The sequence below is a fragment of the Pseudomonas sp. Kh14 genome (assembly GCF_900291005.1).
GTDB classification, from domain to species: domain Bacteria; phylum Pseudomonadota; class Gammaproteobacteria; order Pseudomonadales; family Pseudomonadaceae; genus Aquipseudomonas; species Aquipseudomonas alloputida.
Genome location: NZ_OLKJ01000037.1, coordinates 46,776 through 70,634, shown reverse-complemented (window position 1 = coordinate 70,634; position 23,859 = coordinate 46,776). Strand labels below are relative to the sequence as shown.

General features: G+C 63.4%; 18 protein-coding genes. 9 read left to right on the top strand and 9 right to left on the bottom strand.

The features are described from left to right. Window positions 1-59 precede the first annotated feature (59 nt). Window positions 60-1,121 (top strand): AraC family transcriptional regulator, encoded by a 1,062-nt coding sequence (locus tag FQ668_RS21390; RefSeq protein WP_026031876.1) that lies wholly within the window; start codon window positions 60-62, stop codon window positions 1,119-1,121. Here FQ668_RS21390 and FQ668_RS21385 read toward each other — a convergent pair. Next, window positions 1,078-2,532 (bottom strand): TrkH family potassium uptake protein, encoded by a 1,455-nt coding sequence (locus FQ668_RS21385; RefSeq protein WP_004576878.1) that lies wholly within the window; start codon window positions 2,530-2,532, stop codon window positions 1,078-1,080. The genes FQ668_RS21390 and FQ668_RS21385 overlap by 44 nt on opposite strands. 102 nt (window positions 2,533-2,634) lie before the next feature. On the opposite strand from FQ668_RS21385, the gene FQ668_RS21380 reads away from it, so the two are divergent. Further along, window positions 2,635-3,192, top strand: coding sequence for an NAD(P)H nitroreductase (locus FQ668_RS21380; protein WP_019437588.1), 558 nt, complete (start codon window positions 2,635-2,637; stop codon window positions 3,190-3,192). A gap of 128 nt (window positions 3,193-3,320) precedes the next feature. On the opposite strand, the gene FQ668_RS21375 is transcribed toward FQ668_RS21380, so the two are convergent. From FQ668_RS21375 to FQ668_RS21350, 5 genes are all read right to left on the bottom strand, one after another. Beyond that, complete coding sequence (locus FQ668_RS21375) at window positions 3,321-4,661, bottom strand: HAMP domain-containing sensor histidine kinase (protein ID WP_019437589.1); 1,341 nt, start codon at window positions 4,659-4,661, stop codon at window positions 3,321-3,323. Between the two features lie 58 nt (window positions 4,662-4,719). Continuing rightward, window positions 4,720-5,136 carry a Spy/CpxP family protein refolding chaperone gene (locus FQ668_RS21370; protein WP_014590086.1) on the bottom strand — a complete coding sequence of 139 codons (417 nt, stop codon included), beginning with the start codon at window positions 5,134-5,136 and terminating at the stop codon, window positions 4,720-4,722. A 163-nt stretch (window positions 5,137-5,299) separates the two neighbouring features. After that, on the bottom strand, window positions 5,300-5,977 hold the full coding sequence (locus FQ668_RS21365; RefSeq protein WP_003254551.1) for a response regulator transcription factor: 678 nt from the start codon (window positions 5,975-5,977) through the stop codon (window positions 5,300-5,302). A 340-nt stretch (window positions 5,978-6,317) separates the two neighbouring features. After that, the gene (locus tag FQ668_RS21355) at window positions 6,318-6,617 is read right to left on the bottom strand and encodes a YciI family protein (RefSeq protein WP_003254549.1); all 300 of its coding nucleotides are present in this window, start codon (window positions 6,615-6,617) and stop codon (window positions 6,318-6,320) included. Window position 6,618: 1 nt separating this feature from the next. Further along, window positions 6,619-7,212, bottom strand: a complete 594-nt coding sequence (locus FQ668_RS21350) for a septation protein A (RefSeq protein WP_019437590.1) — start codon at window positions 7,210-7,212, stop codon at window positions 6,619-6,621. Window positions 7,213-7,279: 67 nt separating this feature from the next. Between FQ668_RS21350 and FQ668_RS21345 the strand changes: the two genes are divergently transcribed. The 6 genes from FQ668_RS21345 to FQ668_RS21320 all read left to right on the top strand — a co-directional run bounded on the left by FQ668_RS21345 (window position 7,280) and on the right by FQ668_RS21320 (window position 13,781). Further along, the gene (locus FQ668_RS21345) at window positions 7,280-8,140 is read left to right on the top strand and encodes a PHP domain-containing protein (protein ID WP_019437591.1); all 861 of its coding nucleotides are present in this window, start codon (window positions 7,280-7,282) and stop codon (window positions 8,138-8,140) included. 13 nt (window positions 8,141-8,153) lie between these two features. Then, entirely contained in the window at window positions 8,154-8,783 is a 630-nt protein-coding gene (locus FQ668_RS21340) for an L-threonylcarbamoyladenylate synthase (RefSeq protein WP_014590089.1), read from the top strand. A 110-nt stretch (window positions 8,784-8,893) separates the two neighbouring features. After that, window positions 8,894-9,634 (top strand): ScpA family protein, encoded by a 741-nt coding sequence (locus FQ668_RS21335; RefSeq protein ID WP_162470266.1) that lies wholly within the window; start codon window positions 8,894-8,896, stop codon window positions 9,632-9,634. Next, the gene (gene scpB / locus FQ668_RS21330; RefSeq protein WP_014590091.1) at window positions 9,621-10,388 is read left to right on the top strand and encodes an SMC-Scp complex subunit ScpB; all 768 of its coding nucleotides are present in this window, start codon (window positions 9,621-9,623) and stop codon (window positions 10,386-10,388) included. Before FQ668_RS21335 ends, scpB begins: the two co-directional genes overlap by 14 nt. Window positions 10,389-10,653: 265 nt before the next feature. After that, a complete protein-coding gene (gene rluB, locus FQ668_RS21325) occupies window positions 10,654-11,721 on the top strand; it encodes a 23S rRNA pseudouridine(2605) synthase RluB (protein WP_003254539.1) in 1,068 nt (355 codons plus the stop codon). A gap of 641 nt (window positions 11,722-12,362) precedes the next feature. Beyond that, window positions 12,363-13,781 carry an amino acid permease gene (locus FQ668_RS21320; RefSeq protein ID WP_162470262.1) on the top strand — a complete coding sequence of 473 codons (1,419 nt, stop codon included), beginning with the start codon at window positions 12,363-12,365 and terminating at the stop codon, window positions 13,779-13,781. A gap of 249 nt (window positions 13,782-14,030) precedes the next feature. Here the strand turns inward: FQ668_RS21320 and FQ668_RS21315 are convergent, their stop codons facing one another. Beyond that, window positions 14,031-14,915, bottom strand: a complete 885-nt coding sequence (locus tag FQ668_RS21315) for a LysR substrate-binding domain-containing protein (RefSeq protein ID WP_003254537.1) — start codon at window positions 14,913-14,915, stop codon at window positions 14,031-14,033. A 152-nt stretch (window positions 14,916-15,067) separates the two neighbouring features. On the opposite strand from FQ668_RS21315, the gene FQ668_RS21310 reads away from it, so the two are divergent. Beyond that, window positions 15,068-18,088: an FAD-binding and (Fe-S)-binding domain-containing protein gene (locus FQ668_RS21310; RefSeq protein ID WP_014590094.1), complete on the top strand. Its 3,021-nt coding sequence runs from the start codon at window positions 15,068-15,070 to the stop codon at window positions 18,086-18,088. Between the two features lie 132 nt (window positions 18,089-18,220). Here the strand turns inward: FQ668_RS21310 and FQ668_RS21305 are convergent, their stop codons facing one another. Together FQ668_RS21305 and FQ668_RS21300 are read right to left on the bottom strand one after the other, a co-directional pair. Then, on the bottom strand, window positions 18,221-19,423 hold the full coding sequence (locus FQ668_RS21305; RefSeq protein ID WP_014590095.1) for an MFS transporter: 1,203 nt from the start codon (window positions 19,421-19,423) through the stop codon (window positions 18,221-18,223). Between the two features lie 90 nt (window positions 19,424-19,513). Beyond that, window positions 19,514-23,713: a deaminase domain-containing protein gene (locus tag FQ668_RS21300; RefSeq protein WP_019437592.1), complete on the bottom strand. Its 4,200-nt coding sequence runs from the start codon at window positions 23,711-23,713 to the stop codon at window positions 19,514-19,516. Window positions 23,714-23,859 lie beyond the last annotated feature (146 nt).

The window sequence follows — 23,859 nt, the reverse complement described above, 5'->3', positions numbered from 1 at the left end:
GGCGCCAAATGAGTATCCTTGGGGTTCACCGCAGGAGCGGTTGGTAAAAGAAGCCTGTCATGAGCGAAAGAACAACGTCAGCCAGTTGGGCATCAGGGATCGTGAAGGCACTTGAACTGGAAGGGCTGGATTGCAGAGCCATGTTCAAGCAATTAGGGTTGGACTTTGCCGCCCTCGACGACCCCGATGCACGCTTTCCGCAAGACTCCATGACCCGCCTCTGGCAACTGGCGGTGGAACTGTCGGGCAATCAGGCCATCGGCCTGAACATGGCACGGGTGGTCCGCCCGGCGTCGTTCCATGTAGTGGGCTATGCGTTGATGTCCAGCCGCACCCTGGCCGAGGGCTTCGAGCGCCTGGTGCGCTACCAGCGCATCATCGCCGAAAGCTCCGACCTCAGTTTCGTCCTCGGCCCCGAGGGTTATTCGCTGATTCTGACCGTGCACGGCGACCACCTGCCGCCAACCCGGCATAGCGCCGAAGCGTCGCTGGCCTGTGCGCTGGCGCTGTGTAAATGGCTCAGTGGCCGGCCGGTCCAGCCGCGGCGGGTACTGGTGCAGGGGCCGCAGCCGAAGAATGTCGAGCCTTACAAGGTGGCGTTCCATTCGCCGCTGGTGTTCGGCGCCCCACATGATGCGCTGGTGTTCGAGCGGGCCGACATGGAGGCGCCGCTGCCGACCGCCAACGAGGCCATGGCGGTGCTGCACGACCGGTTTGCCGGCGAGTACCTGGCACGCTTCTCCGAAAGCCGGGTTAGCCACCGCGTACGCCAGGTGTTGTGCCGCATCCTGCCGCAGGGTGAGCCCAAGCGCGAAACCCTGGCCCAGGCCCTGCACCTGTCGCAGCGCACCTTGCAACGGCGGCTGCAGGAGGAAGGCACCAGCTTCCAGACCTTGCTTGACGACACCCGCCGCGAACTGGCCGAACAATACCTGGCCCAGCCGGGCATGACCTTGCTGGAAACCGCCTACCTGTTGGGCTTTGCCGACCCCAGTAACTTCTATCGGGCGTTCCGCCGCTGGTTTGATGCCACGCCCAGCGAGTACCGCGCCCGCCTGGGCGCGGAAGGCGAAGTGCTCAGTGACGCCAGAACGCCGGCATGCACAACACCAGCACCGTGATGATTTCCAGGCGGCCCAGCAGCATGCCGGCCGCCAGAATCCATTTGGCCGCGTCAGGCAGCGTGGCGTAGTTGCCCGACGGGCCGATCACTTCACCCAGGCCTGGGCCTACACCCGAAACCGTGCCGGCGGCACCGGTCAGCGCAGTCATCCAGTCAACGCCCAGCAGCGACAGCAGCAGCGCCAAGACACAAATGGTGATGGCGAAGAAGAACGAGAACGTCAGGATCGAACGCACGATGTCTTCATCGAGGCGATGACCGTTGTATTTTTGCTTGATCACCGCGCGCGGGTGAATCAGCTGGTTGAGGCTGGCCTTTAGCAGGATGTAGGCCACCTGGAAGCGGAAAATCTTGATACCGCCGGCGGTCGAGCCAGAGCAGCCGCCAACGAAACCCAGGTAAAAGAACAGCATCAGCGAGAAGTTGCCCCACAGGCTGTAGTCCCCCAGGGCGAAACCAGTGGTGGTGACCACAGAGGTCACATTCAGCGCTACGTGGCGCAGGGCGTCGAGCCAGTGCAGGTTGGTGCTGTACCAGTACCAGGTGCCCAACACCAGCCAGGTGACCACCAGCATGCCTAGCAAGCCTTGCACCTGCTGGTCGCGGATCAGCGCCTTGCGGTTGCCGCGCAGGGTGGCTACGTAGAGGGTGAACGGCAGGCTGCCCATGATCATCACCACCACCGCCACCCAGTGCACGGCCGGGATATCCCATTTTGCCAATGACTGGTCGGAGGTGGAGAACCCACCCGTAGAGATAGCCGACATGGCGTGGTTGATCGCATCGAACGGGCTCATGCCCGCCCACCAGAAGGCCAACGCACCAAGTATGGAGAAACCGACGTAAACCGCCACGATCGACTTGGCGACCATGTGCGAACGCGGCATGACCTTTTCCGAGCGGTCGGACGATTCGGTCTGGAACAGGCGCATGCCTCCGATGCGCAGCAGCGGCAGGATAGCCACCGCCATGGCGATGAAGCCGATACCGCCAAGCCAGTGGAGCATCGAGCGCCACATGAGGATGCCCGGCGACATGTTATCGAGCCCGCTGAGCACGGTGGCTCCAGTGGCGGTGATGCCTGACATGCTTTCGAAGAAGGCGTCGGTGTAGCTGATGTGCTGGGTCAGCAGGAACGGTAGCGCGGCGAACACGCACACGACCAGCCAGCTGCTGACGGTCAGCAGGTACATGTCGCGCGGGCGCAGGTGTACATGCTCCGGGCGCCCCTGCACCACCAGGGCCAGGCCGGCGATGAAGGTGATCAGGCTCGACCAGAGAAACGACGGCATGTCACCGGTGCGCTCGAAGATCACCAGGGTCGCCATGGGCACGGCCATGCCGACGGCCAGGGTAATCAGGAAGATGCCGATGATGAAACCAATGATCCTTAAGGTCGGCAACGCCATGTGATCTGCTCAGACTCGAAACGGAAGGGCACCATTCTACCTATGGGTCTGGTGATGTAAACGCTAGAATGGCCACACATTCAACTGCCAGGAGGGTAGCCGATGGAGGCTCTCGACGCATTGCTCAACCGTGTTTCCGTGCCGCGCCTGACCGAACCGGCGCCCAATGCCGCCCAGCGCGAGGCGCTGTTCCAGGCTGCCCTGCGCGCCCCGGACCACGGCCAGCTGCGGCCGTGGCGTTTTCTTACCATTGAAGGCCAGGGCCGCGAGAAGCTGGGTGAGCTGTTCGCCGAAGCCGTGCAGCACAAGGGCGCTGCCAGCCAGGCTGCATTGGACAAGGCCCGTGCGATGCCGCTGCGGGCGCCGTTGCTGATCGTGGTGGTGGCCAGGTTGCAGGACCACTTCAAGGTGCCCAAGTCCGAGCAGCGCCTGGCAGCAGGCTGTGCGGCGCACGCTATTCTGATTGCTGCGCACGCGCAAGGGATCGGCGCGGTGTGGCGTACCGGTGACATGGCTTTCGATGCCCATGTGCACAAGGGGTTGGGGTTGGCCGAGAACGAAGAGCTGATCGGCTACCTGTACATCGGCACGCCGCTGACCGAGCCGCGGACGGCGCCGGTGCTGGAAACGGCTGATTTCGTCAGTGGCTGGGGTGAGTAACCTGGGCTTGGGCTGATTCATGTATCGAGGCTTCCGGCCTCTTCGCGGGTGAACCCGCTCCTACAACAGCAACCACATCCCCGTAGGAGCGGGTTTACCCGCGAAGAGGCCAGGCGCCTTTACACCCATCAACTGCCTGTCGCTTCAGCCAAGGGCAACTCCAGCCTGGCCACAAACCCACCCTGTGGATGATTCTCCAGCACCAGGCTACCGCCATGGCGCTCCGCGGCCTTGCGTGCAATCGCCAGCCCCAGGCCATGCCCCGGTGCTGCTTGCCCCGGCGCGCGGAAGAACGGCTCACCCAGTTGCGCCAGGTGCTCCGCTGCCGCGCCAGGCCCATGGTCACGCACGCTGATCACGATGCGGTCCTGCTCGCGTGCGGCGCTGACCTCGACCGGCTGGCCCACCGGGTTGAAGCGCAGGGCATTGCGCAGCAGGTTGTCCACGGCACGCTCGATCAGCGTTGGCCAACCCTGCAAGCTCAACCCCGGCTGCGCCTCCAGGCGCACGTCCTGCTCCGGCGCGCTCAGCAGGGCGTCCTTGCGTACGCTGCCGAGCAAGGCATTGATGTCGACGGGTTCGGCATGAGCCTGTTCGGCATCCACTCGGGCCAGGGCGAGGATTTCGCTGATCAGGTCTTCCAGGCGGTCGCACTCGCGGGTCAGGCGTGGCCACAGCGCTTGCCGCTGCTCAGGCTCGGCGCGTTCGGCCAGGGCCAGGGCGATACGCAGCCTGGCCAGCGGCGAGCGCAGTTCATGTGACACATCGCGTAGCAGCTGGCGCTGGCTGCCAATGGTGCTTTGCAGGCGCGCGCCCATCTTGTTGAAGTCCTTGGCCAGCACGCCAAACTCGTCGCGCCGCGCTGCCAGCCGTGCCAGGCTGTTCTGCTGATAGGTGGTCTGGCCCAGATCGTGTACGGCGCTGCGCAGTCGGCTTAACGGGCGGGTGATGGACAGCGTCACCAGCAGGCTGAACAGGGTCAGCACGACCAAGGCAATGCCCAGGGCGCTGAGTGGCCACAGCAGGCTTTCACGGTGCCAGGCATCCAGCGCCGGGTGGGGGATACGGTAGATCAGCAAGTAGGTTTCGCCGGTGTCGGGGCTGGTGTATTCCTCGGTCAGCCGGCGCCATGGCAAGCGCCGCTGGTCATTGTGCTGGCGCGCTTCGAAGGCTGCCGCACGGCGAGGGAAGGTACCGGGCACCACGGCCTCACCGCTATCGTCGAGCACCTGCACGTCGATCTTGTAGCGGTCCTTGCGTCGTTCCAGAAAGTGCTGGGCCGCTTCCAGGCCTTCCTGCTCATAGTGCTTGGCCCACTTGCTGGCCAGGGTGTTCAGGCCCGGGTGGCGGCTGAGGATCCAGGCGTCCTGGTTGAGCATGTGCCCCAGCAGGATCGACAGGCCTGCGACCAGGGTGATGGCCAGCCAGAAACTGGCCAGGATGCGCCAGAACAGTGAACGCAAGTGCACCTCCTAAACGGGAAAAGCCCGGCCCGCAGTGATGCGGGCCGGGCACGGGGCGGACAGCTTACTGGGCCTTGGCGCCTTTTTCAGCTTTCCAGGCCTGGAACTCCTGCCACTCGGCTTTCTTGGCGGCGCGTTCTTTTTGCAGTTCATCGAACTTCTTCTGCTGGTCAGGCGTGAGCAACTTGCGCACTGCGCTGTCGGTCTTGTCGCGGCTGGCTTGCAGTTCATCCTTCATGGCTTTCTGGTCGGCGGCCGGCAGCTTGGACAGGTAGCGCTCGGTAATGTCGCGGCGCTGCTGCATTTGCTCGCCCATCAGCTTGCCAATCTGCTGGCGCTGATCGCGGCTCAGGTCCAGTTGGTGGAAAGGCGCATCACCGCGATGATGCGGGCCGTCGTGGCGCGGGCCGCCGTCAGGCATTGCCATGGCCACGGTCGGCAAAGCGGCAGCGAACATCAGGGCGATAAGGGTCTTGCGCATGGTGTCTCTCCTTTCATAGGCCGGTGATTACCGGATGAACACAGTCTAGGGAGATCACCGTCAAGCGCAGTCAGGGGATGGTAAAGGCAAAGTAAAGATGATGGGGCGGTGCAGCCGCGGCCTTGTGCCGCGCAGGGGGGGGCGCACAGCGGCCCCGGTGTGTTTACAGGCAGTAGTAATAGCCACGGCTACGCAACGCCACAATGCGTGGCCGGCCATCGGCGTGGGGGCCGATCTTCTTGCGCAGGTTGCTGACATGCATGTCCAGGCTGCGGTCGTACAGGGTCAGCTTGCGGCCCAGGCCGATCTGCGCCAGTTCCTGTTTGTCCAGCGGTTCGCCGGGCTGACGCAGCAGCGCTTCAAGAATACGGCTTTCGGACAGGGTCAGGGTCATTTCCCGGCCATCGATGCTGGCCACGCCCCGCGCAGGGCTGTAGACCAGGTCACCCAGCTCCATCTGGCTGGTTGTGGCGGTGGGGTGGCTGCGGCGCAGTACTGCGCGCAGTCGGGCAGTGAGCTCACGCGGGTCGCAGGGTTTGGCCAGGTAGTCGTCGGCGCCCAGTTCCAGGCCGAGAATGCGGTCCAGCGGCTCGCCGCGGGCTGACAGCATCAGCACCGGCAGCTCGGCATGTTCGCTGCGCAGCTGCTTGAGAAGCTCCAGGCCGCTGCCGTCGGGCAACATCACATCCAGTACCACGGCAGCAGGGGCATGCTCAGCCAGGGCCAGGCGTGCGCTCTGCCCATCGTGGCAGGCACGCACGGAAAACCCTTCCTGGGTCAGCCAGCTGCCGAGCAGCTCGCACAGTTCCTGGTCATCATCAATCAGTAACAGCTCGCTCATGACTCACTCAATTCAACCATTGACGGCGGTGATTCGGTCCGCCAGTGGCAAAGATACCGCAGACTGATGGCCTGAGTATAACTGCTGGTAACGCGTGGCCCTCTTCGCGGGTAAACCCGCTCCTACAGCGGTCTGTGTCCAACCACCGAGATGTGTCCACCACCAATCTGTGTAGGAGCGGGTTTACCCGCGAATACGGTAGCGGCGGCAACGGTGAACGGCGGATGGAGATTGGCCAGCAGGCCCGGCCTCTTCGCGGGTGAACCGGCTCCTACGGGCGATCGCACAGATCCGAAGGTTTGTGGGTACCTTGTAGCGAAGAGGGCCGTGCCGTCTCAGGTCAAGGCAGTACTTGCTTGAACGGCTTGACCACAACCTTGTCGTACACGCCGGCAGCGATGTACGGGTCGGCATCGGCCCAGGTCTGCGCGGCTGCCAGCGACTCGAATTCGGCAACGATCAAGCTACCGCTGAAACCCGCTTCGCCCGGGTCGTTGCTGTCGATGGCCGGGTGTGGGCCCGCCAGCACCACGCGGCCTTCGGCCTTGAGCTGCTGCAGGCGTTCGATGTGCGCCGGGCGGGCAGCCAGGCGCTTTTCCAGGGAGTTTGCGACGTCGCTGGCGATAATGGCGTAGAGCATGTCAATCCTTGGGTTTGGAGATAGAAGGGTCATCGTGCAGGTGGCGCGACAGGTACACGCCTTGCGCCACCAGGAAGATCACGGTCATGCCCAGGCTGCCGAACACCTTGAAGTCCACCCAGAAGTCCTGGAAGGTGAAGGCGACGAACAGGTTGGCCGCGCCGCAGAACAGGAAGAAAGCGATCCAGGCCAGGTTCAGGCGCGTCCAGATGGCATCAGGCAGGGTCAGGGCGTGGCCCATGATGCGCTTGATCAGCACCCGATCGCCGATGAAGTGGCTGCCGGCAAAACCCAGGGCGAACAGCCAGTTCACGACGGGAGCTTTCCATTTGAGGAAGGTTTCGCTGTGAAAGGTCAGGGTCAGGCCACCGAACACCAGGCAGGCGATCAGCGTCAGCCACTGGCCCTTTTCCAGCTTGCGCTGGCGCAGGAACAGTGCGCCGTACACGACCAGCGAGCTGATGATCAGCATGGCCGTGGCGCTGTAGATGCCGCCAAATTCGAAGTGATGGCCGGCGACTTCCATGGGGCGCGGGTCGAGCTTGTAGACGATGAAGAACAGCAGCAGCGGGATGAAATCGATGAATTGTTTCACAATGGCAGCCAGAATCGGGATGTGACGGCATAATAACAAACATCGATTCCAGCGAAAGCGCTCCTCTATGAATGTTGATCTGCACTGTCACAGCACGGCCTCCGACGGCGCCCTGTCGCCTTCGGTACTGGTTGCCCGGGCTCATGAGCACGGGGTGCAAGCGCTGGCACTGACCGACCATGACACCCTCGAAGGCCTGCCTGAAGCGCGCCAGGCCTGCGTTGACCTGGGTATGCGCTGGGTCAGCGGGGTGGAGCTGTCCTGCACGTGGGGCGGCGCGACCATCCATGTGCTGGGTTATGACTTCCCGCTCGACGCACCGCCATTGCTGGCGGCGATTCAAGCGCTGCACCACGGCCGCTGGCTGCGTGCCGAAGAAATCGACAAACGGCTGGCGGCCAAGGGCATGCCCGGCACACTCGAAGGCGCGCGCGCCGTGCAGCACGAGCTAGGTGACAGCGGCAATGCCCCGGCGCGGCCGCATTTTGCCGAATATCTGGTGCGGGCCGGGCACGTCAAGGACCGTGGTGAAGCGTTTCGCAAGTGGCTGGGCGCCGGCAAGCTGGGCGACGTCAAGCAGCACTGGCCGACGCTCGACGAAACCGTTGCCACGCTGAGAGAGTCCAACGCCTGGGTGAGCCTGGCGCATCCCATGCATTACGACCTGACCCGCAGCAAGCGCAGGCGGCTGATTGCCGACTATATTCAGGCAGGAGGGCAGGCGCTTGAAGTGGTAAACGGGATGATGCCTGCCGAGCAAGTGGGCACCATGTCCATTCTTGCCCGTGAGTTCGGCCTGCTGGCAAGCGCTGGCAGTGACTTCCACGGCCCCGGCACCTGGGGCGAGATCGGTGCCTATCGGCCTTTGCCCGAGGATCTGCCACCTTTGTGGCGTCGATTCAGCCATGAACAGCCTTTGGCGCTATGAACAGGACGATTACGTGAGCCAATTTTTCCAGATTCATCCGGAGAACCCACAAGCGCGCCTGATAAAACAGGCCGTCGAGATCATCCGCAAGGGGGGCGTGGTGGTGTATCCGACGGATTCGGCGTATGCGCTGGGTTGCCAGATAGGCGACAAGTCGGCAATCGAGCGGGTGCGGCGCCTACGCGGGCTGGACAAGACGCACAACTTTACCCTGATGTGCTGCGACATGTCGCAGCTGGGGTTGTACGCCAAGGTCGACACCGGCACCTTCCGCTTGCTGAAGGCGCATGTGCCGGGGCCTTACACCTTCATCCTCAACGGCACGCGTGAAGTGCCGCGCCTGCTGTTGCACGATAAGCGTCGCACCATCGGGCTGCGTGTGCCGGACCACGCCATCACCCTGGCCTTGCTGGCCGAGTTGGGCGAGCCACTGATGAGCGTAAGCCTGATCCTGCCGGGCGACAGCGAGCCGATGACCGACCCTTACGAGATCCGTGAACGGCTGGAGCACCATGTCGACCTGGTGATCGATGGCGGGTTCGGCGACCTCAAGGCGTCGACCATCATCGACCTCTCCGGCGACGAACCGGAACTGATCCGCGAAGGTTGTGGCGACCCCACGCCGTTCCTGGTCAACGCGTGAGCCAGCTGGAAGCGCCTGAGGCGCCGGCCGAACGGGTCGAGGAGCCTCGGCAACTGCAGTTGGCGCTGGTCTATGGTGAAGCCCTGACCGAGCTGCCGCTGGACCTGTACATCCCGCCGGATGCCCTTGAAGTCATCCTCGAAGCTTTCGAAGGCCCGCTGGACCTGTTGCTGTACCTGATCCGCAAGCAGAATATCGATATCCTCGACATCCCTGTGGCCGAGATCACCCGGCAGTACATGGGCTATGTGGAGCTGATGAAAAGCGTACGCCTTGAGCTGGCCGCCGAATACCTGGTGATGGCTGCCATGCTGGCCGAGATCAAGTCACGCATGCTGCTGCCGCGTTCCGCCGACGTCGAGGAGGAGGAGGGTGACCCACGCGCCGAACTGATCCGCCGCCTGCAGGAGTACGAGCGCTTCAAGGCTGCCGCCGAGGGCATCGACGAATTGCCACGGGTCGGGCGCGAGGTGGTGGTGCCGCGCCTGGAAGCGCCGCAGGCCAAGGTACGCAAGCTGTTGCCTCAGGTCAGCCTGGAAGAGCTGCTGATGTCCATGGCCGAGGTGATGCGCCGCAACGACCTGTTCGAAAGCCATCAGATCACCCGTGAGACCTTGTCCACCCGCGAGCGCATGAGCCAGGTGCTGGAGCGTCTCAAGGGCGGTGCCTTTGTGCCGTTCATCGCGCTGTTCGCTGCCGAGGAGGGCAAGCTAGGCGTGGTGGTGACCTTCATGGCCATTCTCGAGCTGGTGAAGGAATCGCTGATCGAACTTGTGCAGAATGAACCTTTCGCCGCCATTCACGTGCGGCTTCGCCCAGCGCCAGTTGAAGAACCCGATGAACCTGAATGAACCCCGCGACCTGGCGTCGCTGATCGAAGCCTTCTTGCTCGCTTCGGGCAAGCCGCAATCCCTGGAGCACCTGTACGAGCTGTTCGAGGAGGCCGAGCGCCCTGAGCCCAAGGTGTTCAAGCGGGCCCTGGAGGTGCTGGGCAAGTCGTGCGATGGGCGTGCGTTCGAGCTCAAGGAGGTGGCCAGCGGCTATCGCCTGCAGATTCGCGAGGATTATGCCCCTTGGGTCGGGCGCCTGTGGGAAGAGCGCCCGCAGCGCTATTCGCGTGCGCTGCTTGAGACATTGGCCCTGATTGCCTACCGCCAGCCGATCACCCGGGGTGAAATCGAGGATGTGCGGGGCGTTGCGGTGAACAGCAATATCATCAAGACCATGATGGAGCGCGAGTGGATTCGCGTGGTCGGCTACCGCGAAGTGCCCGGGCGGCCGGCGATGTTCGCCACCACCAAGGCGTTTCTCGACCATTTCAACCTCAAGAGCCTTGAGGACCTGCCGGCCTTGGCCGAGCTGCGCGAAATGGAACCAGAGCCGCAACTTGATCCGGATGATGCGCCGGTGCCTGCGCACCTGCAGGCGTTGGCGGATGCCAGCCTTGGGGAAGAGGAGGTTGGTGAGCCGAGAGAGGAGACCAGCTTCCGTAGCCTGTTGGTGGAACTGGATGCCATGGAAGACGGTTTGAAAACCGATTTTGATGATCTACGGGGAGAAGAGCCTGAGCCTCCGGTGGAGGAGGAGATCAAGGCACAGCCCTGATTGATCTGTTGCCTGTGCTGGCCTCTTCGCCGGCAAGCCCGCTCCCACAGTGGTATCACAGGTCCCGAAGGTTGCGCGTACCTGTAGGGGCGGGCCTGCCCGCGAAGAGGCCAGCACAAAGCCCACTGGGCAGAAAATCATGCCCATCCCCACAAAACCCTCTACCCTGCAGTGCGTTCCCCTGATGAACCGCGTATGATGCGCGGCCTTTTGGCGCGTTCGTCGCCAGAAACCTGTTTTCATTCCTACACCGGGAGGTGCCCAGATGAGTGAGCAAGACCTGAAAGAAACCGAAATCACCCCGCCATCCGGCGAAAAGCTGCAGAAAGTGCTGGCGCGCATTGGCGTGGGCTCGCGGCGTGATGTCGAGGCCTGGATCAGCCAGGGTCGCATCAAGGTCAACGGCGTCGAGGCCACCCTTGGCCAGCGCGTAGACCTGCACGACGCCATCGCCGTGGACGGCAAGCTGATCAAGCGCGAGGAGGCCGCCGAGGCCACTCGCCGGGTGATCATGTACAACAAGCCCGACGGCGAAATCTGCACCCGTGACGACCCGGAAGGCCGTCCGACCGTGTTCGACCGCTTGCCACGGCCAAAAGAAGGCCGCTGGATCAACATCGGCCGCCTCGACATCAACACCACTGGCTTGCTGCTGTTCACCACCGACGGTGAGCTGGCCAACCGCCTGATGCACCCGTCCTACGAGATGGACCGTGAGTACGCGGTACGTGTGCGTGGTGAAGTCGACGACGAGATGATCGAGCGCCTGAAAGCCGGCGTAATGCTGGAAGACGGCCCGGCCAAGTTCACCGATATCCAGAAGGCACCGGGTGGCGAAGGCTTCAACCACTGGTACCACTGCGTGGTGATGGAAGGTCGTAACCGTGAGGTGCGTCGCCTGTGGGAATCCCAGGGCATGGTGGTCAGCCGCCTGAAGCGTGTGCGTTTCGGCCCGGTGTTCCTCAACTCCGACCTGCCGATGGGCCGCTGGCGCGAAATGACCCAGGGCGAAATCGACATCCTCGCCGCCGAAGTCGGCCTGCAGCCGGTCGCGCTGCCAGCCATGAAGCTCAAGGCCAAGGACAAGATGGAGCGCCTGCAGCGCAAGTCGACCCGCCCGCTGGGCCGTGGCGAGCGCGTGCGCAACCTGCGCCCGGCCCACGAAGGTGCCGCTACCGGCGAACGCCCGGCGCGTCAGCCGCGTGAGGAAGCGCCGCGTAAACCCACCCGTGGCAGCACGGTGGCTGAGCGCCCGAGCGAGATGCGCAAGCGTCCGGGCAAGCCTGATGGTGACAAGCCGGCAGGCCGTGGTCGCGGCAAGCCGCGTGGCTGATAAGCCAGCGTGGTAATCAAGGAACCAGCCTTCGGGCTGGTTTTTTTATGCCTGCGGGAATGCGCGCCAAGCGGCCCAAGATATTGAGCAGAAAGAATTTTTCGGACGACTGGCAAGTTCTTGAGCCGCCCTGTAAAGAAAACTGTACGAATATGGCCGTTTTCAGTCCGCATTTCAGATCATGCCCGATCGTGTAAACAAACCTTGCCGGCGCTCCTGTGCCAAAGCCGTCACCATGGCGCCAGCCACCCTTGCCCAAACCCCCGTCCCCACGGTGTTATAGCCGCCATTGCCTTGTGCAGAAGCCCGCCCATAGAGCCGGGCTGACAAAACAACAAATGGAGGCGCCATGTACGCCGATCACTTCGCCTTTGAAGGCCTAAACCACAGGAACGCTGCGTTTTTTCCCGAGGAAACGATGCAACGCGTTGACGCCTGCGCGTTTGCAGGGGTATACAGTGCGCCGCGTTTTACCTGTGACCCTCTTGCGTACCGCGCACTCTTGATCACGCCTGGTTGACCCGCTCCGGCGGCACCTGAGGTCAAGAAACCCAAGGTAACCACCTTGCCCATTCCGCTGCGCCACGAGCGCGGTGGGTCCGATTCCGTCACAGATAAAAACAATGCAGGTGACTTCGTTCATGAGTGGACAAAACATGCATTCAGGCGAGCTAAAGCGGGGCCTGAAGAACCGCCACATCCAGTTGATCGCCCTCGGCGGTGCGATTGGTACAGGCCTGTTCCTCGGCTCGGCTGGCGTGATGAAATCCGCCGGCCCTTCGATGATTCTTGGCTACGCCATCTGCGGCTTCATCGCCTTCATGATCATGCGCCAGCTGGGTGAAATGATCGTCGAAGAGCCGGTGGCCGGCTCGTTCAGCCATTTCGCCCACACCTACTGGGGTGGTTTCGCCGGCTTCCTGTCGGGCTGGAACTGCTGGGTGCTGTATATCCTGGTGGGTATGTCGGAGCTTTCGGCGGTCGGCAAGTATGTCCACTACTGGTGGCCGGAGATCCCCACCTGGGTCACGGCGGCAGCATTCTTCGTGCTGATCAACGCCATCAACCTGATGAACGTGAAGTTCTTCGGTGAAACCGAATTCTGGTTCGCCATCATCAAGGTGGTGGCCATCGTCAGCATGATCGGCCTGGGTGCCTACCTGCTGACCAGCGGCAGCGGCGGCCCTGAAGCCACCGTGGCCAACCTGTGGTCACACGGCGGCTTCTTCCCCAACGGCGTCAGCGGGCTGGTAATGGCCTTGGCTTTCATCATGTTTTCCTTTGGTGGCCTGGAAATGCTCGGCTTCACCGCCGCCGAGGCCGACAAGCCAAAGACCGTGATCCCCAAAGCGATCAACCAGGTCATCTACCGTATCCTGATCTTCTATGTCGGTGCCCTGGTGGTGCTGCTGTCGCTGACCCCGTGGGACAACCTGGTCGCCAGCATCGACGCCTCGGGTGGCAGCTATGGCAGCAGCCCGTTCGTGCAAGTGTTCTCGCTGCTGGGCAGTGACGTGGCTGCCCACCTGCTGAACTTCGTGGTGCTGACTGCGGCGCTGTCGGTGTATAACAGCGGCACCTACTGCAACGCCCGCATGCTGCTGGGTATGGCCGAGCAGGGCGATGCCCCGGCATCGCTGGCCAAGGTCGACAAGCGGGGCGTGCCAGTGCGTTCGATCCTGGTGTCGGCTGCCGTGACCTTCGTCGCCGTGCTGCTGAACTACCTGATGCCGCAAAACGCGCTGGAACTGCTGATGTCGTTGGTCGTGGCCACCCTGGTGATCAACTGGGCGATGATCAGCTACTCGCACCTGAAGTTCCGTCAGCACCTCGACCGTACCGGCCAGAAGCCGCTGTTCAAGGCACTGTGGTACCCGTACGGCAACTATGTGGTGCTGGCCTTCGTGGTGCTGATTCTGGGCATCATGCTGATGATCCCGGGCATCCAGGTGTCGGTGTATGCGATCCCGGTGTGGCTGCTTGCGATGTTCGTGGTGTACGTGGTCAAGTCGCGGCGCCAGGTGAATGCGGGCGGTGCTGTTGAGACTGTGGCCAAGTAAGGCGCCATAGGCGGTATGCGAAAACCCGGAGTCAGGTGACTGGCTTCGGGTTTTTTGTTGCCTGTATGGGCCTGTTCGCGGGTGAACCCGCTCCTACAACCCTTGTAGGCGCGGGTTTACCCGCGAATACGATAGCGGCGGCAACGGTGAGCTGCAGGTGGAGATTGGCCAGCAGGCCCGGCCCTTTCGCGGGTAAACCCGCTCCTACAGGTACAGCGTTGCCCTCAGGTCAGGTGATCCCGGCAAAAATCAGATCTGCTCCAGCAACCACCCCCTGAATGCCCGCAGCGACGGCAGTGCCTCATTCCTCGGCGGGTAGATCAGGTAATAACTACGCTGGCTGGCAAACGCCACACCTGGGCTGTACAGCTCACCCTTGGCCAGTTCTTCCTCCACCAATATGCGCGGCACCAGCCCGATCCCGATCCCGGCACGTACCGCCTGGATCAGGTGCGAGGTCAGCTCGAAGCTCGGCCCCAGCCGCATCGCCCGGTGCGGCAGGCCATGATGGGAAAACCACTCGCCCCACGCATGCGGGTTGTTGGCCACATTCAGCAGCACCTCTTCACTGATCCGCGCCGGGCTCCAGCCTTGGCTGCCGACGCCGGCCTCCGGCGGCAAGATCACCACCAGCTCCTCGGCATGCAGGCGATGGCAGACAAGCCCCGGCAAGTCGTGGCTGGCCACGCCGATGGCGGCATCGATTTCGCTGGTGTCGAAGTTGATGGTTTCAATGCGTGAATGAATGTGCACCAGCATGCCTGGGTGAGCGCTGTAGAACGCATGCAGCCTCGGCAACAGCCATTTCGAGCCGAAGGTTGGCAGAGTAGCCAGGCGCAAGGTGCCTACCCCCGATTGATAGGCCAGTGCCTGCAAGGTGGCGCTGCGGATGCGCCCCAGTGCCTCGCTGAGCTCGCGCTGGTACAGGCGGCCGACATCGGTCAGCTGCACCTGGCGCCCCTCGCGGCGGAACAGGGTCAGGCCCAACTGCTGCTCCAGGGCCTGTACCTGGCGGCTGACCGCGCTTTGGGTCAGCGACAGTTCGGCGGCGGCGCGGGTGTAGCTTTCATGCCGGGCGGCGGCCTCGAAGGCCAGCAGCAGTGACATGGATGGGGTCAGGTGGCGGTAATTCATTCATAAAAGTCATTGATAGCGGCAGGATTATCCGTTTGCCCCTGAGGCGAAACTACAGGAACATTGGCCTATACGTCATCCCTGCATGCCTCAACCCATGCTGGGGCGACAGGGATCCCGTGATTTAGCCAATATCAAGAGGCCATCCTTCGATGATCGCCCAGCTGTCCACCGTTGCACCGAGCGCCAATTACCCCGAATTCCTCGAAGCCCTGCGCAACAGCGGCTTCCGTGGCCAGATCAGTGCCGACTACGCAACCCGCACGGTACTGGCCACCGACAACTCGATCTACCAGCGCTTGCCGCAGGCGGCGGTGTTCCCGCTGGATGCCGATGATGTGGCGCGGGTCGCCACGCTGATGGGCGAGCCGCGCTTCCAGCAGGTCAGGCTGACCCCCCGCGGTGGTGGCACCGGTACCAACGGCCAGTCGCTGACCGACGGTATCGTCGTCGACCTGTCGCGGCACATGAACAACATTCTCGAAATCAACGTGGAAGAGCGCTGGGTGCGGGTACAGGCCGGTACGGTCAAGGACCAGCTCAATGCTGCGCTCAAGCCGCACGGGCTGTTCTTCGCCCCTGAGCTGTCCACCTCCAACCGCGCCACGGTCGGCGGCATGATCAACACGGATGCCAGTGGCCAGGGCAGTTGCACCTACGGCAAAACCCGCGACCACGTGCTGGAGCTGCACAGCGTGCTGCTCGGTGGCGAACGCCTGCACAGTCTGCCGATCGACGATGCTGCGCTGGAGCAGGCCTGCGCCGCGCCGGGCCGGGTCGGCGAGGTGTACCGCATGGCCCGGGAAATTCAGGAAACCCAGGCCGAACTGATTGAAACCACCTTCCCCAAGCTCAACCGTTGCCTGACCGGCTACGACCTGGCTCACCTGCGCGACGAGCAGGGCCGTTTCAACCTCAACAGCGTGCTGTGCGGCGCCGAGGGCTCACTGGGCTACGTGGTCGAAGCCAAGCTCAACGTGCTGCCGATTCCCAAGTATGCGGTGCTGGTCAACGTACGCTACACCAGCTTCATGGATGCGCTGCGTGATGCCAATGCGCTGATGGCGCACAAGCCGCTGTCGATCGAGACGGTCGACTCCAAGGTGCTGATGCTGGCGATGAAAGACATCGTCTGGCACAGCGTTGCCGAGTACTTCCCGGCGGACCCCGAGCGCCCCACGCTGGGCATCAACCTGGTGGAGTTCTGCGGCGACGAGCCGGCCGAGGTCAACGCCAAGGTGCAGGCGTTCATCCAGCACCTGCAAAGCGACACCAGCGTCGAGCGCCTGGGCCACACCTTGGCCGAAGGCGCCGAGGCAGTCACCCGCGTCTATACCATGCGCAAGCGTTCGGTGGGCCTGCTGGGCAACGTCGAAGGCGAAGTGCGCCCGCAGCCGTTCGTGGAGGACACCGCAGTACCACCAGAGCAGTTGGCCGACTACATCGCCGACTTCCGCGCACTGCTCGACGGCTACGGCCTGGCCTACGGCATGTTTGGCCACGTCGATGCCGGCGTGCTGCACGTGCGCCCGGCACTGGACATGAAGGACCCGGCGCAGGCCGCACTGGTCAAGCCGATTTCCGATGCAGTTGCCGCGCTGACCAAACGCTATGGCGGGTTGCTGTGGGGTGAGCACGGCAAAGGCTTGCGCTCGGAATACGTGCCCGAGTACTTCGGCGAGCTGTACCCGGCGTTGCAGCGTCTGAAGGGCGCCTTTGACCCCCACAACCAGCTCAACCCGGGCAAGATCTGCACACCACTGGGCAGCGCCGAGGGGCTGACCCCGGTCGATGGCGTGACCCTGCGCGGCGACCTTGACCGTACCATTGACGAGCGCGTATGGCAGGACTTCCCCAGCGCCGTGCACTGCAACGGCAATGGCGCCTGTTACAACTATGACCCCAACGACGCCATGTGCCCGTCGTGGAAAGCTACCCGCGAACGCCAGCATTCGCCCAAGGGCCGCGCCTCGCTGATGCGCGAGTGGTTGCGCCTGCAGGGCGAGGCGAACATCGATGTGCTGGCTGCGGCGCGCAACAAGGTGTCGTGGCTCAAGGGCCTGCCGGCGCGTCTGCGCAACAACCGCGCGCGCAGCCAAGGCCAGGAAGACTTCTCCCATGAAGTGTACGACGCCATGGCCGGCTGCCTGGCGTGCAAGTCGTGCGCCGGGCAGTGCCCGATCAAGGTCAATGTGCCGGATTTCCGCTCGCGCTTCCTCGAGCTGTACCACGGTCGCTACCAGCGCCCGCTGCGTGACTACCTGATCGGCTCGCTCGAGTTCACCATTCCCTACCTGGCGCACGCGCCGGGGCTGTACAACGCGGTGATGGGCTCGAAGTGGGTGAGCCAGCTGCTGGCCGACAAGGTGGGCATGGTCGACAGCCCGCTGATCAGCCGCTTCAACTTCCAGGCTACCCTGACCCGTTGCCGCGTCGGCGTGGCCACGGTGCCGGCCCTGCGCGAGCTGACCCCGGCCCAGCGCGAGCGCAGCATCGTGCTGGTGCAGGACGCCTTCACCCGCTACTTCGAAACGCCGCTGCTGTCGGCCTTCATCGACCTTGCCCACCGCCTGGGCCACCGGGTATTCCTGGCGCCGTACAGCGCCAACGGCAAGCCGTTGCACGTACAGGGTTTCCTTGGCGCATTTGCCAAGGCAGCGATCCGCAACGCCACGCAGCTCAGGGCCCTGGCCGATTGCGGTGTGCCGCTGGTGGGGTTGGACCCAGCGATGACGCTTGTGTATCGCCAGGAGTACCAGAAGGTGCCAGGCCTGGAGGGTTGCCCGCAGGTGCTGCTGCCGCAGGAATGGTTGATGGATGTGCTGCCCGAGCAGGCGCCTACCGCACCGGGCAGCTTCCGCCTGATGGCGCACTGCACCGAGAAGACCAACGTGCCGGCCAGCACCCGGCAGTGGGAGCAGGTGTTCGCCCGTCTGGGGCTGAAGCTGGTGACCGAGGCCACGGGTTGCTGCGGTATGTCCGGTACCTATGGGCATGAAGCCCGCAACCAGGAAACCTCGCGGACCATATTCGAGCAGAGCTGGGCGACCAAGCTGGACAAGGAAGGGGAGCCGCTGGCGACCGGTTACTCGTGCCGTAGCCAGGTCAAGCGCATGACCGAGCGGAAGATGCGTCACCCGCTTGAGGTGGTGTTGCAGTACGCTCAGCGCTAAGGTTCAGGGCCTTTGGGGGCTGCTTTGCAGCCCTTCGCGGGTAAACCCGCTCCTACGGGGGAGCGTGCAAGCCAGGCTGGCGCGTCAACCCTGCAGGCCCAGGGTTATCCGCGAAGAGGCCGGCACCGGCTTTCAGGCTTCTGTTGTACGGTCCCTGTCCCGACGCCCCTGGCGGTACAAATAGAGGCTCAATACCAACCCACACGCTGCCGCAGCCGCCGCGAACAGAAACATCGAAGCAAAGCCGAAGCCCGCCGCCACCGCACCGACCAAGGGCCCAGTGACCCCCAGTGACAGGTCAATGAACAGCGAATACGCCCCCACCGCCGCCCCGCGGTTAGCTGCCGACACTTGGTTTACTGCCTCCACACCCAATGCCGGAAACACCAGCGAGAAACCAAAACCGCTCAATGCAGCCCCCGCCAAGGCCAGTTCGGCGTTGGGTGCCAGCCACAGCATCAACAGCCCGAGCGTTTCCACCGACAGGCAGGCGATCGCCACCCTGAATCCCCCGATGCGATTGATCAGGTTGCCAAAGAGCAGCCGTGCACTGATGAAACTGGCGCCGAACAGGCTAAGGGTCAGCGCCGCATTGGCCCACCCTCGGCTTGCATAGTAAAGGGTGATGAAGGTGGCGATGGTGCCAAAGCCGATCGAACCCAGGGCAAGCCCCGAGCCATGCGGGAATACCTTGCCCAGCACCCGCAGGAACGGCAGGCGTACACCAATGACGATGGGTGCGGCTTGCTTGGGCCAGGCCAGCAGCAAACCGAGTACGCACAGCAGGATGATGCCCACACCCATGCTCCACAGCCCGAGACCCTTGACCATCAGTACGCCCAGTGGGGCGCCGATGGCCAGCGCACCATAGCTGGCGATGCCGTTCCAGGAGATGACCTTGGCCGTGTTTGCAGCACCCACCCGGCCAATGCCCCAGCCGATCGCACCCGAGCCCACCAGGCTTTCTGCGCTACCCAGCACCAGGCGGCCGACCAGCAGGCAAGCCAGGCTCAGCCAGGGCAGGTGAGTGAGGAAGGCGCAGGCCAGCATGAATACCCCGCTAAGCCCGCAACCGGCCAGGCCGTACATGACCGCCTTCTTGCTGCCGTGGTTGTCGATGATACGGCTGGCGCCAGGGCGGCTGAGCAACGTCGCGAGGTACTGCACGCTGATAGCCAGGCCGGCGACCACGGCACTGAAACCCAGGTCGTTGTGCACATAGCCGGGCAAAACGGCCAGGGGGATGCCGATGTTCAGGTAGCCGATGAAGGTGAACAGGACGATGGAGACGACTTGCCCAGTGACGGCAAGGGACGTGGGACTGCGTGCTGGCATTGGGGATCCGTTGCTGCGGTAAGGATGGCGGTGTGTGCCGCCATCTTAACCACAGCAAGGGTATTTGCGGGCGAAGCTGTCAGCCTGTAGTCAGTTGGTGTAATCGAGCATCCAGGTCACACTGAACTCGGCTTGCGGGTAATCCAGCCGCAAGCGCGGCAGGACGAAGCCGCCACAGGAGCGACAGGAGTCGAGCATTGTGAAGACATCGATACGCTCGACCTCGGTGTGGCGGTGAAGCAGTCTGCGGTTCAGCGCGCTGGCGATGTGTCGTTCGGCATCGAGATGTCGCTTATGGACGCGCGTCCACAGGAAATCTGCGCGCCGCAGGATTGGCAGCTCGGTAAACCGCGGGTCTGGCGGGAAAGACTGGTTAACCTGACGTGCATCGACATATTCCACTGCCGGTGTGAGGCGGGGCGTCGGGGTGATATCCAATGCGCGGCGGCCAGGGCTGCCTGACAGGGCGAAGAACACCACGCGGCTATGGTCCTTCAGCGTGACGCTGGCAAAGGCCAGGTTGACTGGGTAGAGGTGCTGACGCAAGGCAGCCATCGCGTTGTCGTCGAGCGACTGTGCACCTGCTGCCGGTGTGTAAGGGGTAGTGGCGCCGCGCGCAGGTAGCAGATCGTCCAGTACGCCAAGGATGTGTTGGCGGTCTGCGGCGCTGGTGCTGTGGAACTGCCTCCAGATCGGGATTATCTCCCGGTTCAACGCTGCAATGCCGCGACTGGCGGGGCCCGCCAAAGCGTCCTGGGCCGTGCTCTGCGTGAGAATGTTGCGCGCGTATGCCGGGAGCAGGCGCGACTCCATGGCTTCGATGAACTGCAGGTAGGGCGAGGGGCGGCGGGGCTGCCATGTTCGCCCTTGTTCTATCCAGTCGCGCAGCAATCTGGCCACGTTATCGATATCGCGCTGCAGGTTGGGACGCTCGGCGACGATGCGGTAGGTTTCGCTGATTTCCAGGTACCGTTCGATGGCCTCGTGGTCGGTGATTCTCTCGAACTTGCGACGCAGCCCTCTGGGCGGATGTGGCAGCGAAGCTGGCAGGGCCGGGGCATCCAGCAGCCTTGTCTGCCACGCCCAGGGCTGATGGGGGGCGCCATAGAATACCCCCAGATCGGCCTCGACGATCAACCACTGCTCACCGCGCCAGTCGATCAATGCGCCGCGCAGGGTGCGGCGGTCGGGGATGGTCCGCGCCAGCCCGCCCAGGCGCACGGGAGGGCAGTAGTCGGTAATCTGCCTGACTTGCTCGATCGGCATGTCCGCAGGCAAGCCAAAGCGTAGTTCAGGCGATGGGTCGACCACGATGCGCCTGTGGTACACGGGAGGCGAGATGACGCCAAGGCGTAACTGGTTTTCTTCGGCGGGCAAGGGCTTCAATCGCTTGGGGTTATTAGGGGCGTGTACGACGACCTTGCCCTCGCGCACCATGACCTGCGCCCAGATGTCGAAGCGCGTGTGCTGGGGGCGGTAACGAATCGGTACCGGCTCGATTCGCACGGTTTGGAAGGCGTGACTGACCTGTTGTCCGAATGCGGGTGTGCCGGCGTCATTGGGCAAAGGCGAGAAGCTCAGGGCCATTCGCGCTTCGCCGCCGGGGTAAGGCGGCGGCACCATGGTGGGCGGCTGGCCGAGTAGCGGCTCATGCGCAACCCGACGTAGCAGCCCCGAGGTGTTCGGTGTTTGAAGGCGATAGGCGGCGCCATGAATGATTGCATCGACCGTGGCATTGTCGCGGGGGATCAGTGTGGCTGTCTCGGGCAGCTCGCGTGGCACCGGACCATGGCTGCCGGGTATCTGGTCAAGTAGTACGGCATCGGGCGTCTGGCCCGGGAGTACCCTTCGCTGCGTCATGAGTTCCCGGGATTCGGGGGCGACCATCGTCAGTTCGGGCGCGCTGCGCCAGCGCTTGGGCGGGGTAATGCGCTCGCTGAAGTCGGGCGTGATGGGGATGCTGCTCCAGCGTCGGGCGGCACGCGCGGCGTTCAGGCGTGCGGTGTTGGCGCTTTGGCCCAGCACGCCGGGAAGCTTGGCCAATGGTTTGAAGGCCCGTCCACCGAGCGTGACTGCCGCGCCTTTCAGCGCGGCGATGTCCAGGACGCAAGCCAGGGCATCGCTGCCATCCTCTGGGTTCAGGCAACTCAAGCCCGGTATCAGGTTGGAAAACAACCGTTGCAAGTAGCGCCCAGTGCTCACGGACTGGCGCCTGGCCAGGAATTGTTCATGCGGGGTAGCGCCTTTGCCCAGTGCATGCAAAGCATCCCGATTGCCCAAGGCGATATCGCTGGCGTAATGCCTGGCCAGTGAGTCGAGGCGATCTTGCGTGGGGGCGATGAGCACGGGTCGCAAGGCAGGAAAGTCAGCAGCGATCCACGGCAGTCGTGATTGGTTGTATTCGCTGTAGAGCAGCGTCAATTGCTCGGCCAGGCGCGTCGGCGCTGTGTGGGTAACGAAGTGGGCTTGCCAGTGCAGCCGTTCGGGGAACAGCTCGTAAAGCCAATCGCCCTCTGTGCCGGGGGCATGTACGACGAAACCCTGGGTGGCCGTCTGCATGTGCCAGTCCGCTCTGGGGCTGGAGCCGTACTCAGGTCGGTTATCAGGGCCCACGTAGATCGGCCAGGTCACGGCATAGGCGGTCCAGTGGCCATCACGCAGGCGGTCCTTGATATCTTCCGGCAGGTGGCTCAAGCAGCGGTGCAGGATAGCTTGATAGACGTTGATGGCACGCTGTTCCCAAGCGCCGAAGGCCACTTCATACCAGGCGGTCACGTCCGGCAAGCGGGGATTGCCTCGGTAGCCTGCGCCATGGTCAAGGTACATCAGCAGGTGCACCTGGCCATCCGCATTGCGCGACTCTGGCGCTATCCGGCTCTGGAGCAACTGACGACGCGCCTCCTCGAAGCGGTCCGGGAGATCATTGAGGCTTTCAACGTCCCTGACCGCCAGGTAGCGATGCAACGCCAATTGCCATTGCTGGTGCGACCAGGGCGGGGGGAGTTCGAATGATCCGCGCAAGGGGGCCCACACCGCCAGCGTCTGGCGCAGTGCTTCTTCGGGAACGGGGTCATTCTCTTGCAGGGCCTGGCGCATGACCTCTTCTGCGTTGTCGAAGGTCATCGGTTGCTGGCGGGCGCTGAGTATCAGGGCTCCCTGACGGACGCTGGCCCAGCGCAGGTCGGGCTCGAAGCTGAAATCGGCCGGGTAGCCACTGAGCAGTAGTTCGGGCGCGAAGCGGCGCATCAGCAGCTCACCGGCCAGTTGCGCAATCGCCGGGGTGCAGGCGAGACGGATTTGCACACTGTTGATCAGGTCAAGGCGGATTTCCTCAACGGGGAGCGTGGCATTGTCCGGGCTGAACAGATCGAAAGCCATGATCAGCCCCGGCTGGCGGTCATCGGGTGGGTACAACACGTCGATCAAGGTTTGTTCGGCCAAGGCCAAGTGATCGGAGCTGGCATCCCATTCTGCCGAGGCGGCCAGTTCGCCGGCCCATCGGCTGAACATGGACGAATGCAGCAGGGCGTCGAGCGCTTGCGCCGCTGGCGCATTCAAGGCCGGGCCTGGGAGAAACGCCTTTCCATTTTGATCAGGGGTTATGCCTGCCTCCCGTTCGCGGGCAGTGGGCGGGCGGTAACGCCTGCCTTGTGCATAGACTGTCGCACCGAGGGCGTTGAACAGGTGTACGGCAAGGTGAACACCGGCTGGAGGCTTCAGCAGGTGTCTGGCCAGTGTGGGCAGGTCCAGGTAGTTGTCCAGCACCAGTGGACGGGAGGCCGATCGAGGGGGCTGGGGGGTAGTTGGCAAACTGGGGTACAGCAGCAAGGCGGCCGCTACGAAGCAGTCACGCTGGGTCAGGCATACCCGGCGAGCCCAGAGTGCCTGGGCAAGGCTGCAACTGGCATAGGGCCATGGGTAGGGCAGGCCTTCGTTCAACCCGGCGATCAGTGAGGCATCGGTTGCCGTGATCACGATATGGGCCAGTTTTGCCTGCAAGGTCGCCACCAGGTTCGCCTCTACTTGGCTGCCGGCGGGGCGTCGCAGGGTGCGGTTGAAGTGCTCACGCGCCGGTTCACTGGCGAAAGCTGCGGTCAGTTGTTGGCGCAGGTCATGATCGCTCAGGTCGACGGGGAACAGGTCCGTGAAGCCCAGGGCCTGGTTGAAATGTTCGCGCAGCGATGTGGCCAGGTCCATTGGACCGGACAGGTCGCTGTGCAGGCGCACGCTCTCGGCGTCCAGCGTGTCTATCCGGGCGAGTAGGTCGGCGGCGTCAGTGATGGATGACATGGCTCTGCCTCTTTGCGGTTGGAGGCACGAGTCTGTGTGGGGGAGGGGCGGGGCAGGTGGTAGTGGGTTGTTACAACGTTGATTTTAGACGGTGTGAAAACGTGATGACGGGGGTAGCCCGCAGGTCAGCCGTTTTCACACAATCG

Excerpts from the sequence above, each read along its gene's own strand:
- FQ668_RS21390 (WP_026031876.1), top strand. The coding sequence starts at position 60 with ATGAGCGAAAGAACAACGTCAGCCAGTTGGGCATCAGGGATCGTGAAG.
- FQ668_RS21385 (WP_004576878.1), bottom strand. The coding sequence starts at position 2,532 with ATGGCGTTGCCGACCTTAAGGATCATTGGTTTCATCATCGGCATCTTC.
- FQ668_RS21380 (WP_019437588.1), top strand. The coding sequence starts at position 2,635 with ATGGAGGCTCTCGACGCATTGCTCAACCGTGTTTCCGTGCCGCGCCTG.
- FQ668_RS21370 (WP_014590086.1), bottom strand. The coding sequence starts at position 5,136 with ATGCGCAAGACCCTTATCGCCCTGATGTTCGCTGCCGCTTTGCCGACC.
- FQ668_RS21365 (WP_003254551.1), bottom strand. The coding sequence starts at position 5,977 with ATGAGCGAGCTGTTACTGATTGATGATGACCAGGAACTGTGCGAGCTG.
- FQ668_RS21355 (WP_003254549.1), bottom strand. The coding sequence starts at position 6,617 with ATGCTCTACGCCATTATCGCCAGCGACGTCGCAAACTCCCTGGAAAAG.
- FQ668_RS21345 (WP_019437591.1), top strand. The coding sequence starts at position 7,280 with ATGAATGTTGATCTGCACTGTCACAGCACGGCCTCCGACGGCGCCCTG.
- scpB (WP_014590091.1), top strand. The coding sequence starts at position 9,621 with ATGAACCTGAATGAACCCCGCGACCTGGCGTCGCTGATCGAAGCCTTC.
- rluB (WP_003254539.1), top strand. The coding sequence starts at position 10,654 with ATGAGTGAGCAAGACCTGAAAGAAACCGAAATCACCCCGCCATCCGGC.
- FQ668_RS21320 (WP_162470262.1), top strand. The coding sequence starts at position 12,363 with ATGAGTGGACAAAACATGCATTCAGGCGAGCTAAAGCGGGGCCTGAAG.
- FQ668_RS21315 (WP_003254537.1), bottom strand. The coding sequence starts at position 14,915 with ATGAATTACCGCCACCTGACCCCATCCATGTCACTGCTGCTGGCCTTC.
- FQ668_RS21310 (WP_014590094.1), top strand. The coding sequence starts at position 15,068 with ATGATCGCCCAGCTGTCCACCGTTGCACCGAGCGCCAATTACCCCGAA.
- FQ668_RS21305 (WP_014590095.1), bottom strand. The coding sequence starts at position 19,423 with ATGCCAGCACGCAGTCCCACGTCCCTTGCCGTCACTGGGCAAGTCGTC.
- FQ668_RS21300 (WP_019437592.1), bottom strand. The coding sequence starts at position 23,713 with ATGTCATCCATCACTGACGCCGCCGACCTACTCGCCCGGATAGACACG.